An 11,616-nucleotide genomic window follows, 5' to 3' on the forward strand; every position below is an offset into this window, starting at 1 on the left:
TATCATTTGGACCCTAACGATTTCCATGGGAAGATCCAGTGGAACGGCATGGCGGCCGGACCGGCACCGATGGAGCACCGTATGGTGGTCGGCCCCGCACCGAGGGAGCGCGAGTATGGAACGACGACGGATCCTCCTGGACGGGTCGGTGACCCCGATGGTCGTTGACGGTGACGACCTGGTGGCCGGCGACGGGCGACGCGTGGCCGAGTCCGAGGCCGTCCACCTGCCGCCCAGCGAGCCGTCCAAGATCCTGTGCGTACACCTCAACCACGTCAGCCGGGTGGAGGAGTTCCAGGTCTCCCTGCCCGCCGCGCCCACCTACTTCCAGAAGCCGACCTCTGCCCTGAACGGCCACCGTGGCGACGTGGTCAGGCCCGACCGCTGCCGGTGGCTCAACTACGAGGGCGAGATCGTCATCGTGATCGGCGAACCCTGCCGCAACATCAGCCCGGCCGAGGCCGGTGACCATATCGCCGGCTACACGATCGGCAACGACTACGGCCTGCACGACTTCCGCGACACCGACGCCGGATCCATGCTCCGGGTGAAGGGCTCCGACACCCTCTGTCCGGTAGGGCCCGGCCTGGTCACCGACTGGGATTTCCGGTCCAAGGGGATACGGACGCTGGTCAACGGCGAGGTGGCCCAGGACGGCAACACCGACGAGATGACCTGGGACATGCACTACCTGGTGGCCGACCTGGCCCGGACCATCACGCTGCTGCCCGGCGACATGGTCTTCTCCGGTACACCGGCCAACTCCCGACCGGTCCAACCCGGCGACGTGGTGACCGTGGAGGTCGAGGGCCTGGGTTCGCTCACCAACACCATCGTGAACGGGCCCACGTCCGTACGGGACGACTGCGGGGCCCAGCCCACTGAGTCGGAGGAGGTCCTGTCCACCGCCCTGGGCGGCGACTGGGAGTTCCGGGGGATCCGTCCGCCGAAGCGCTGACCCGACTCGTTCACCCGGCCGGGGGCCAGAGGGGAGCATGACACCGGTAGTCCGGTAAGGGCCCGGTGGTCGCCTCAGCTATCCACCCGTTAGCGGACACATTCCAAGAATTTGCATGCAAACGTACGGGGCTTCTATCATTTGGACCCTAACGACATTAGAGTCGGGCAGGGCTCCAAACGTTGGGGTCCGTGGGCCGCTGGCCAGATTTCTCCGGAGGGGCATGACATGAAGTCCAGATCCTTGATCGCGCTGTTGGCGGTATTCGGCCTCATGGCCGCAGCCTGTGGAAGCAGCGATGACGGGGCTGCGCCGGCAACCACTGCTGCGCCGGCAACCACTGCTGCGCCGGCAACCACTGCTGCGCCGGCCACCACTGCTGCGCCGGCCACCACCGCTGCGCCCGAAGACGACGGTGCTGTCGGGGTTCCGGCGACGGTGGGTCTGGATGTTGATGCGATTCTGGGGGCTGACCTGGCCAGTTGTGCTGCTGTGCCGACGGGTGATCCGATTCGTGTGGGCATGGCGATGGACTTCAGTGATGTCGTCGGGTTCGTCGACATTCCGGGTTCGAACCTGGTGCCCTACGTTGCCGAGTTGATCAACTGCAGCGGCGGAATCGATGGCAGCCCTGTCGAGGTTCGTGTGGCCGAGGTTGGTGACGACGCCGGTCTTGCCGCCCAGGAGCTGCTCGACTGGGGGGCACAGTTCATCATCGGTCCACCCTTTGCCGACTTCGCTCTGCCGATCCTGCAGGTCACCGGTGGCCAGGTGCCGCTGTTCGTGGCTGCGTCCACCGAGCCCACCCTCGCTGATGCGTCGATCAACTCTTACCTTGTGACCTTCGACGACTTCGGCATGTCGGGGGCGGCAGCGCAGTGGGCGCTGGACCAGGGAATCACCCGTGCGATCGTGTTCACCGAGGGTGAGGGGATCCCCTATACCGGTGTGAACCCTGATGCCTTCGCAGCGGCGTTCGAGGCTGGTGGCGGTGAGGTTGTCAGCACCCAGACCTACGTGTGGGCTGCTGATACCGACTTCTCTGCGCAGGTGAACGAGATTGCCGGTATTTCCGAGAACAACGAGGTGGTCTTCTCTGCTGCGTTGGCCTTCCAGGTGACAGCGCTTCGTGGCCAGCTCGAGGGCCAGGGCCTCGACGCCCTCACCTACATCGGCACCGATGCCATGGATGCCACCGGTATCCAGGTCGAGGCGAACAACGAGGGCATTGCCCACACGCCCCATACCAGCATCAGACCAGGTGATCCGATCGACACGTTGTTGGCCGGCTACGAGGCTTCCCGGGGTGAGGCGCTCGAGAGCCGGGGCTTCATGGCCCTGTATGTCGACTCGTTGTTCCTGGGCATCCGGGCCATGTTGGACTGTGGCTGCGACGAGCCTGCTGATATCGGTGAGGCCGTGAAGCAGATCTCTGGCTTCCAGGGGCTGTCAGGTGAGATCACCTATGCCGGCACCAACGGCATCCCGGCCAAGGCGGTCCCGATCAACCGGATCGTCAACGGTGAGGACGTTCTCGTCGCCACGATGGGTGGCTGATGTTTGATGCTCGAGGTGTCGGGTCTGACAACCAAATATGGTGAGATCTCGGCACTGAGAGAAGCAGGCCTGCATGTCGGGTCCGGTGAGGTCGTAGGCCTCATCGGACCCAACGGTGCTGGCAAGACGACGTTGCTGAACTCCATCGCCGGGCTCCTGACGCCCAGCGAGGGCAGCGTGACGTTTGAAGGCGAGGACATCACCGGTCGTCCACCTGAGGACCTGGTGAGGCTGGGGCTGGCCCTGGTGCCTGAGCACCGCCGGGTATTCGTGGATCTGACGGCGGAGGAGAACCTGAAGATCGGCGGGGTCACGACTGCCGGCGCCGATCGGGCCGAACTGCTCGAGGAGATGGGCGAACGGTTTCCGATGCTGCGCGACAAGTGGACGACCCCGGCCGGCTACCTCTCCGGTGGCGAGGCGCAGCAGTTGGCCATTGCCCGTGCCCTCATGTCGGAACCCCGGCTGCTCATGATGGACGAGCCCTCCTTGGGCCTGGCCCCGATTCTCGTGGACGTGGTATTCGACCTCATCGAATCGCTCCGGGCGCAGGGTCGCACGCTGCTCGTCGTGGAGCAGAACGCAACGCGCATGCTCGACCTGGCTGATCGCGCGTACGTGCTGCGTAGTGGCGAGGTCGTCGCTGAAGGTACCGGTGCGGAGCTGCGTGGAAACAAGGACCTATTCGACACCTTCGTCGGCAACTGAGCAATGGCCGAGCTGCTCCAGAACCTCATAGACGGACTTGGACGCGGCAGCATCTACGCCCTGCTGGCGCTCGGAGTGGCGGTGATCTTCGGCGTCATGCACCTGCTCAATTTTGCCCATGGCGAGTTGATAACGGTCTCGGGCTATGCAGCGTTCTGGGCCATCAATGCCGGCTGGTCCTGGTACCTGACCGTGCCGCTCATCGTGGTCGTCTCCGTCGCGACGTCACTGGTCATCGAGCGCATCGCCTTCAGCCGGGTGCGCGGCGCAGACGACTTCACCCTGCTCCTCACTTCGTTCGGCGTGCACTTCGTCGTCTCAGCCGTGTTCCTCCTGTACGTGTCGGCGTCGTTCAAGACCTTCGCCCGCCCGGGCTGGGTCACCGACACCTACTCGGTGGGCTCGTTGCGGGTAGAGGTATTCGACACGGTCGTCATCGCGGTAACAGTCGTGGCCCTGATTGCCACCACCCTGCTCCTGCAGCGAACCATGTTCGGCCTGGCGCTGCGGGCCGCAGCGGCCGATTTCGATACCGCCCGGCTGATGGGCGTCCGTTCAGACTCCGTGATCCGTGGCGCCTTCGCCCTGTCGGGTGTGCTGGCCGGGATAGCAGGGGTGTTCTGGCTGATGCGGGCCGGTAGCACTTTTCCGACCGCCGGGATCAATCCCATGCTCAAGGGAGTGCTCGCTGCGCTCATCGGTGGCCTGGGGAGCCTTCGCGGTGCGGTACTGGGGGGATTCGCCCTGGGCCTGGCCGAGGTGCTGCTGCGCTCCCGCCTGCCCGACTCGGTGGCCAGCCTCACCGAGGGGGTCGTCTTCTTGCTCATCGCGCTGCTGTTCATCTTTCGGCCCCAGGGCCTGGTCGCCGTTGCGCACGCCGAGAGGGTCTGATGTTCCCCGACCTCCGCCGCGACGTCCTGTACCCCATCGTCGGCGGTGTCGTCCTGTTCGCCCTGTTCGTCGGGTTCGGGCTGGTGTACCAGGGCCAACTCGGAGGGGCGGAACGCCTGGTCACCTTCGCCCTGATCGACGCCGTCATCGTGCTGGGGATCCAGATCTATGTGGGGAATACGGGCATCCTGTCGTTCGGCCATATCGGCTTCGGGGCCATTGCCGGCTATGCCTTCGCCCTGTCCGCGATCTCGCCAGCGGAGAAGGCGAAGCGGATCTCGGACGCTCCGTTCGGACTCGCCGATGTGCAGCTGAGTCCGTGGTTGGCTGTCGGGGTTGCCGTGGCCGCGACCCTCGTCGTGGCTTTCGTCGTCGGAGTCGGGCTGGCCCGGTCCGGAGCCGAGTCTGGCGCGGTCTCTGCCACGGTCATCACCCTCGCACTGCTCTTCGTGACCCACGAAGTGGCCCGGAACTGGCCCGACCTCACCGGTGGCGACCGGGCGGGTCTCTCGTTCCGCATAGGTGGCACGCTTGACAGCAGGGTTCCGATCTACGTCGCTCTCCTGGTCACCATCGTGATCGCACGGTTGTACGCGCAGAGCAGGAGCGGGCGCCTAGCGGTGGCCGCCCGTGAGGACAACCTGGCGTCGCGAGCCATGGGCGTGAACCCGCTCGTCCAGCAGATGGTGGCCCTGCTGATATCGGTAGCCGTGGTCAGCGTCGGTGCGAGCCTTCGGGTGTACGAGAAGGGCTCGATTCTTCCCGGCGACCTCTTCTTCAACCTCACGTTGGTGACGCTGGTGATGCTCATCGTCGGTGGCCGTCGCAGCGTCACAGGGACACTGCTCGGGGTCGCGGTCATCACCGCGGGTCGGGAACTCGCCCGTCGCCTCGGTCAGGATGGCTTCGAGGTGTTCGGTATCGGTCTCGACGACGCGCCGCTGGACTGGATCTTCCGGGAGAACCTCAAGTCGGTGTTCCTCGGCGTTTCCATGCTCGGCTTCATGATCTGGCGCCCTTCGGGTCTGCTCGACGACTGGGAACTCGACAGGTGGCTCCACGCAAGGTCCGCTCGCAGCAGCGAACCGCCGACGGACCCGCTGCCGATCCTGGAACCGGATGACTCGACCCCGTTGGTGGTCGAAGGCGTCAACGTGACGTTCGGAGGCTTCCGGGCGCTGACGGATGTGGGAATCGAGGCGAGGAAGAGCGAGGTGGTCGGGATAATCGGCCCCAATGGTGCGGGTAAGACCACCCTCCTTAACGTCATCACCGGGTTGGTGGAATCCAGCTCAGGGAGCGTGGTCCTCGGCGGCGCCGATCTCACGTCGGCTCCGTCGTTCGAGATCGCCCGTAGTGGGTTGGTGCGAACCTTCCAGAACCTCCGCCTCTTCACTGCTCTCACGGTGCGGGAGAACGTGGAGGTCTCAGCCCTGGTGGCAGCGACCAGCCGTCGACACCAACCGTCCCCCGATGTCGACGGCCTGCTGGCCGCCGCCGGCCTCTGGGAGCACCGCGACCGGCGGGCCCGAGAACTCGACTACGGCACCTCGCGCCGCCTCGAACTCGCCCGCGCTACGGCCATGGCACCCGCGTACCTGCTGCTGGACGAGCCGACCTCGGGGATGAGCGACTCCGAGTCGCTGTTGATGATCGAACAGGTGAGGCGAATGGCCGGTCTTGTGGGCGCAGGTGTGGTCGTCATCGACCATGACCTGAACTTCATCATCGGGATATGCGATCGCATCTACTGCCTTGACTGTGGGGAGGTCATAGCCCATGGCAGTCCGGCGGAGATCCAGGCTGACCCGATTGTCCAGGCGGCATACCTGGGTGCGGCCGCACAGGCCTGAGCCCCACCGGCGGGAGGGTGGCGGGTAGCCAGCAGGTCAGGAAGCCCCTTAGGCGTTCGTTGCCGAAGCTGCGACCAGCCAGGTGAAGAGCGGGTCACCGGGGCGACCGGGGAGCATCTCGGGATGCCACTGCACGGCCACGATGGGAAGCGATTCGTGCTCCAGGCCCTCGATCGAGGCGTCCTCGGCGAAGGCCGTCGCACGCAGGTCCGTACCCAGCCTGTCGACGGTCTGGTGGTGCAAGGAGTTGACCCGGCGGTCACCGCCGTAGATGTCGGCCAGCACCGATCCCGACCCGAAGGAGACCCCGTGCCACTCGGTGGTCGTCGGGTGGTCGAAGCCGGCGTGCGCCGGGACGTCCTGGTGGAGGGTGCCGCCGGCGTGCACGTTGATGAGCTGCAGGCCACGGCAGATGCCGACCGTCGGCAGGGCGCGGTCGACGGCTGCGTCCAGAACGGCACACTCGTGGTCGTCCCGCAGCGGTTCCGGCGGGAACTCATCGGTCAGCGGCTCGTCGCCGTACCGGGCCGGGTCGATGTCGGCCCCCCCGGTCAGAAGCACGCCGTCCAGGTGGCCCACCACGTGGACCGGGTCGACGTCGAGGGGGAGGAACACGGGGACTCCGCCGGCCTCCAGCACGCCGCGCCCGTAGTCGGCGTAGAAGATGTCGACGGCAAAGTCAGCCAGGATGTTGAGGTTCCCGACCAGCTGGTCACCGCGCTTGCGACGTCCGGTTATCCCGATCAACGGTCGTCCGGTCATGGCTCACCTCCCGTTTGTGTTTGCAGGGCTGACTCCGGATGAATATTGTATTCAAAATCCACCGATCCCCTCCGTGGCTCGGTACGGGCTGGAACCAATGGGGACCGATGGACTCGAATGCCGGTACGGGCGACGAACGGTACCCGGCCCGGGCACCGTCGTCCCGACGGCGTGGCGCCCTGGGCGAGGAGGTCGTCGACTACCTGAGGAACCTGATCCTGACGGGAGCACTCCGCCCCGGTCAGAAGGTCGACCAGGAGGCGGTGAGCACGGCCCTCGGCGTCTCCCGGAGCCCCATTCGCGAAGCGCTGGTGGTGTTGAGTCGGGAGGGCCTCATCGAGTTGACCCCGCGTCGCGGTGCCTCGGTGGTGCAGCTCACCAGGGAGGACATCATCGACCACTACGCCCTGTTCGCCGTGGTAGCCGGACGTGCCGCTGCCATGGCCGCCGAGTCGCTGGACGAGGTCAGGCTCGCCGAACTGCGGGCCGTGCACGAGCGCTTCACCGTCGAGAACCTCGAGAACCTCGAGAACCTGCAGCAGCTGAACCAGGCCTTCCACCGGATCATCAACCTGGCAGCCCCCCGCCGAACCCGTTGGCTCCTCGGGCACCTGGAGCGATCGGTGCCCGCCAACTACTTCGAGTTCGCTGACGGCTGGAACCGGGTTGCGGTCGACCACCACCTGGCGATCCTCGAGGCCATCGTGGCAGGCGATCCCGAGCGGGCCCGGAGTGCCATGGAGGGCCACCTGCTGGAGAGCGGACGGGCCGCCGCCGCCCAGCTGGATGCCTGTGGGTTCTTCGATGCCGGGCCGGACCAGAACACGTGACCACCACCGCACGCGAGGACCTCTTCGCCGTCGAGTACGACATAGAGCGCAAGTTCCGGGAGACCCGGCTGTACCAGGTTGCTCCGGTGACCAACAACCTGATCCTGGCCTTCCTGGGCGAGAAGGTCCTCGGCATGCCCAAGAGCTACTGATGCGCGCTGTCGTGCTGCGCGGGGTCGGCCAGGGCCTGGAGACCGATGACGACCATGTCGAGCCCGTGGTCGGTGACGGTGAGACCCTCATCGAGGTCACGGCGTGCGGCGTATGTGGCTCCGACCTGCACGTGGTCGACGGTGACTTCCCCAGCCCGATGCCGATCATCCTGGGCCACGAGGTCACAGGGGTACACGAGCGGCTCGGCCCGGTCATGGTCTATGCCCCGTGGGGGTGCCGATCGTGTGCCCAGTGCGATGCCGGCCTGGAGCAGATCTGCGCCGATGCCACCGAGGCCGGCCTGTTCACCGACGGGGGCTACGCCGAGCGGATGCGGATTCCCGATGAGGGCTACCTCACGCCCCTGGACGGTCTCGACCCTTTCGCCAGTGCCCCACTGGCCTGCGGCGGCCTGACCGCCTTCCGGGCCGTAGGCCACGGGCTGGCTACCCTGCGGGGGCGAGGTGCCGGTGCGAGGGCCATGGTCGTCGGGGCCGGGGGCCTCGGCCAGTACGCCATCCGGTACCTTCGCCTGCTGACCGACGCCGAGGTGGTGGCCGTCGACCCGAACGCCGACAAGCAGGCGGTGGCCCTCGAGGTGGGAGCCCACACAGCGGCCGGACCCGAGGACGAGCTCGGCTCCGCCGACGTGGTGCTGGACTTCGTGGGTGCCGGGTCGACCCTGGACCTGGCCGCTGCATCTGTGCGCCGACGGGGTCTCGTCGCCGTGGTGGGCCTCTTTGGTGGCCGGATCCCGTTCGGCCTGGGTGCAGTGCCGCACGAGGCCCGCTTCATGTCCACCTTCTGGGGCTCACGGGCCCAGATGGACGAACTGCTGGACCTGGCCCGTCGCGAGCCCACCATCGTGCAGCCCGTGGAGGTGCTGCCCCTGGCCGATGCCCAGACTGCACATGAGAGGCTCCGGGCCGGCGATGTCCGCGGCCGCATCGTGCTGGACCCGCTTGCCCATTGGCCGAAGTGACCGAGATCATTCACCCATTGAAGGGAACGCCATGTCCGAAGCACTGACCGCCGAGGCCTTCCGGAACCTCTGTTCCGACAATGGCGTACACACCGTGGAGGTGGCGGTCGTCGACACGTATGCACACCTCCGTGGGAAGCGGGTTCCCGTCGACCGCTTCTTCGATGAGGTGATGTCCGACGGTGTCTCCATCGCCGACGCCGTGTTCATCCTGAATGTGCGGGACGAGCTCATCGAGCACGAGTTGGTCAACATGGAGAGCGGTTTCCTCGACACCGGGATCGTCCCCGACGTGTCGACCGGACGCCTGCTGACCCACCGGCCCGGCTACGCGCTCGTCTTCACCGACGCGTACGACGAGCACGGTGCCGTCCACCCCCTCTCACCGCGCGGGGTGCTCGCCGCACAGGTCGAGCGGTGCCGGTCCCTCGGACTCGACCCCGTGGTCGCCACCGAGTCCGAGTTCTACCTCTGTACGCCCGAATGGCAGCCAGTCCGGTCGCACATCAAGTACAGCTCGCTCACCGATGCCCCCGACCTGGAGGAGGTGCTCCTCGACATCCGGAACGGGCTGGGAGGCGCCGGCCTCCACGTGGAGTCCTCCAACCAGGAGTACGGGCCCGGCCAGATCGAGGTGAACGTCGGGCCGGCCGACGCCATGCGGGCCGCCGACGAGTGCACGCTCTACCGGTCGATCGTCAAGGAGGTGGCGGTCCAGCACGGGCTGCGGGCCACCTTCATGCCCAAGCCGCTCACCGAGGAGTCAGGTTCGGGCATGCACGTCCACACCAGCCTCCGGGCCAATGGTGGCAACGCCTTTGCTGACAGCAACGGGTCGCCCAACGAGCTCATGGGACACTGGGTGGCCGGCCTGCTCGAGCACGCTACGGCGCTGTCGCTCCCGGCGTGCCCGACGGCCAACGGGCCGAAGCGCATCCGGCCCTACACGTTCGCCCCCACCCATGTCCACTGGGGCCTCGACAACCGCAGCGTGCTGGCCCGCTGCATTGTCGAGGCCGGGTCGTCGGCCAATCGGGTGGAGTTCCGCTCGGCCGGAGCCGATGCCAACCCGTACCTGCTGATCGCCGGTGTCCTGGCCGCCGGTTGCGATGGCGTCGAGCGGTCCCTGGAGCTGCCGCCCATGTCGATCGGGGACATGTACAGCGCGCCCGGGGACTGCACGCCGCTGCCCACCGACCTGGCCGGTGCCATCGACGCCTACGAGGGCAGCCTGCTGGCCGGGATGCTCGGTGACACCTTCTCGCGCAGCTTCGTGAGCCTCGCCCGCGAGGAGGTGAGGCTGGCAGCCGAGCACAACCCGGATCCCGACGATGTGAACGACTGGGAGCGGGCCCGCTACATCGAGTTCAGCTGACCGATGCACGCCGAGACGATGGACCGACCGCCCAGCCCCGCCGACATTGCCAGCCCGGTGATCTACCTGGACGGCATACCCCACGACGGCTTCGCGGCCATCCGGGAGACCGAAGGCCTGGTGTGGCATCCATACGATGACAACGGGTTCTGGGCCGTCACCCGGCACGCCGACGTGCGGGAGGTCTCCCGGAACCCGGAGGTGTTCTCGTCGGCCATCGGCCACACCAACCTCTGGGACCTGGAGGCCGACGCCCTCGAGGCCCGGCGCTCGCTCATCGACTCCGACGCCCCGGACCACACGCGGTTGCGACGCGTGGTGTCGAGGGTGTTCACACCGAAGGCCACCCGATCCTGGGAGGACACCGCCCGGGGGATAGCAGCCGACCTGGTCGATGCCTTCGTCGCCCGGGGTGGCGGTGACTGGGTGGAGCTGGTGGCCGCGCCGCTGCCCATCCGCGTGATCCTTGCCATCCTCGGGGTGCCGGCGGTCGACGCCGACTACATGGTGGAGCTGACCGACCACCTCGTGGAGGGCACGGGCGACCGACCGTCGCTGCCCGACGACGCCTACGGCAACACGACGCCGACACGCCTGCTGCCGTTCAACAGCCCGGCCAGCTACGCCCTGTTCGAGTACGGCGAGCGGATGCGCCAGCTCCGGCTGGCCGAGCCGACCGACGACCTCGTCACCGGCCTGGTCACTGCAGAGGCCGACGGTGAACGGCTGACACCCGCCGAATACCGCAACTTCTTCCAACTGCTGGTGTTCGCCGGCAACGAGACGACGCGGACGGCGATCATCCACGGGGGCATGGCGTTCGCCGAGTCCCCCGACCAGTGGGCGGCCGTGGTGGACGACCCGTCGACGGTCCCAACGGCCGTCGACGAGGTGATCCGGTGGGCCACGCCGATCCTTCACATGCGGCGGACCACCAGCCGCGAGACGCTGCTGGCCGGGACGCCGCTCGCCGCCGGCGACAAGGTGGTGATGTGGTACGCGGCCGCCAACCGCGATCCCGAGGTGTTCGACGAGCCGTTCCGGTTCGACGTGGCCAGATCCGACAACCCGCACTTCGCCTTCGGCGGAGGTGGCCCCCACTTCTGCCTGGGGGCGTTCCTGGCGAAGATGGAGGTCCAGGTGCTGCTCGAGGAGATGGCGCGCCGCGGCGTCCGCCTCGAACAGCGGTCCGAGCCGGTACGGCTCGCTTCGAACTTCGTCCACGGCGTGGAGTCCCTGGAACTCGGGGTCCTGGCGTGAGCGGTCCCGTCCGACTCGCGGTGGATGTCGACCGGTGCATCGGCATCGGTCAGTGCGAGTTGCTGGAGCCCGAGGTATTCAGGCTGGACGATGAGACGGCGATCTCCCGGGTGGTCGACGGGGCGACCCTGGGACGGGAGCGGGCGGCCGAGGTGGTCGAACGGTGTCCCAGCATGGCCATCTCGATCCTCGAGGACTGAGGGCCAGCAGGGGTTCCACGCGGGCGTCAAGGGGATCGACAACCTATTGAATACCGTATACGGTGTTTACATGTGCGGATTGCCACA

12 protein-coding genes are annotated in these 11,616 nt (G+C 67.0%); 11 read left to right on the plus strand and 1 reads right to left on the minus strand.

Going from position 1 to position 11,616, the window contains the following annotated elements; all coding sequences use genetic code 11:
• Positions 1-115: 115 nt before the first annotated feature.
• The 5 genes from MK177_04460 (at position 116) to MK177_04480 (ending at position 5,967) form a co-directional block, all read left to right on the plus strand.
• Complete coding sequence (locus tag MK177_04460) at positions 116-958, plus strand: fumarylacetoacetate hydrolase family protein (GenBank protein MCH2426568.1); 843 nt, start codon at positions 116-118, stop codon at positions 956-958.
• 228 nt (positions 959-1,186) lie between these two features.
• Positions 1,187-2,515: a hypothetical protein gene (locus MK177_04465; protein ID MCH2426569.1), complete on the plus strand. Its 1,329-nt coding sequence runs from the start codon at positions 1,187-1,189 to the stop codon at positions 2,513-2,515.
• 15 nt (positions 2,516-2,530) lie between these two features.
• On the plus strand, positions 2,531-3,223 hold the full coding sequence (locus MK177_04470; GenBank protein MCH2426570.1) for an ABC transporter ATP-binding protein: 693 nt from the start codon (positions 2,531-2,533) through the stop codon (positions 3,221-3,223).
• A 3-nt stretch (positions 3,224-3,226) separates the two neighbouring features.
• Complete coding sequence (locus MK177_04475; GenBank protein ID MCH2426571.1) at positions 3,227-4,114, plus strand: branched-chain amino acid ABC transporter permease; 888 nt, start codon at positions 3,227-3,229, stop codon at positions 4,112-4,114.
• Positions 4,114-5,967: a branched-chain amino acid ABC transporter ATP-binding protein/permease gene (locus MK177_04480; GenBank protein ID MCH2426572.1), complete on the plus strand. Its 1,854-nt coding sequence runs from the start codon at positions 4,114-4,116 to the stop codon at positions 5,965-5,967. Before MK177_04475 ends, MK177_04480 begins: the two co-directional genes overlap by 1 nt.
• 48 nt (positions 5,968-6,015) lie before the next feature.
• Here MK177_04480 and MK177_04485 read toward each other — a convergent pair whose 3' ends face one another.
• Positions 6,016-6,729, minus strand: coding sequence for a gamma-glutamyl-gamma-aminobutyrate hydrolase family protein (locus MK177_04485; protein MCH2426573.1), 714 nt, complete (start codon positions 6,727-6,729; stop codon positions 6,016-6,018).
• A 107-nt stretch (positions 6,730-6,836) separates the two neighbouring features.
• On the opposite strand from MK177_04485, the gene MK177_04490 reads away from it, so the two are divergent.
• Genes MK177_04490 through MK177_04515 form a run of 6 tightly spaced genes read left to right on the plus strand, consistent with a single transcriptional unit; the run spans position 6,837 to position 11,529 of the window.
• Positions 6,837-7,559, plus strand: a complete 723-nt coding sequence (locus MK177_04490; GenBank protein ID MCH2426574.1) for a GntR family transcriptional regulator — start codon at positions 6,837-6,839, stop codon at positions 7,557-7,559.
• The gene (locus MK177_04495; GenBank protein MCH2426575.1) at positions 7,556-7,711 is read left to right on the plus strand and encodes a hypothetical protein; all 156 of its coding nucleotides are present in this window, start codon (positions 7,556-7,558) and stop codon (positions 7,709-7,711) included. Before MK177_04490 ends, MK177_04495 begins: the two co-directional genes overlap by 4 nt.
• The gene (locus MK177_04500; GenBank protein MCH2426576.1) at positions 7,711-8,694 is read left to right on the plus strand and encodes an alcohol dehydrogenase catalytic domain-containing protein; all 984 of its coding nucleotides are present in this window, start codon (positions 7,711-7,713) and stop codon (positions 8,692-8,694) included. The genes MK177_04495 and MK177_04500 overlap by 1 nt, the downstream gene beginning before the upstream one ends.
• A 31-nt stretch (positions 8,695-8,725) precedes the next feature.
• A complete protein-coding gene (locus MK177_04505; protein MCH2426577.1) occupies positions 8,726-10,069 on the plus strand; it encodes a glutamine synthetase family protein in 1,344 nt (447 codons plus the stop codon).
• Positions 10,070-10,072: 3 nt separating this feature from the next.
• Positions 10,073-11,329, plus strand: coding sequence for a cytochrome P450 (locus MK177_04510; GenBank protein ID MCH2426578.1), 1,257 nt, complete (start codon positions 10,073-10,075; stop codon positions 11,327-11,329).
• Entirely contained in the window at positions 11,326-11,529 is a 204-nt protein-coding gene (locus MK177_04515; protein MCH2426579.1) for a ferredoxin, read from the plus strand. Before MK177_04510 ends, MK177_04515 begins: the two co-directional genes overlap by 4 nt.
• Positions 11,530-11,616: the final 87 nt, after the last annotated feature.

It is taken from the genome of Acidimicrobiales bacterium (assembly GCA_022452145.1).
Lineage (GTDB): Bacteria > Actinomycetota > Acidimicrobiia > Acidimicrobiales > MedAcidi-G1 > UBA9410.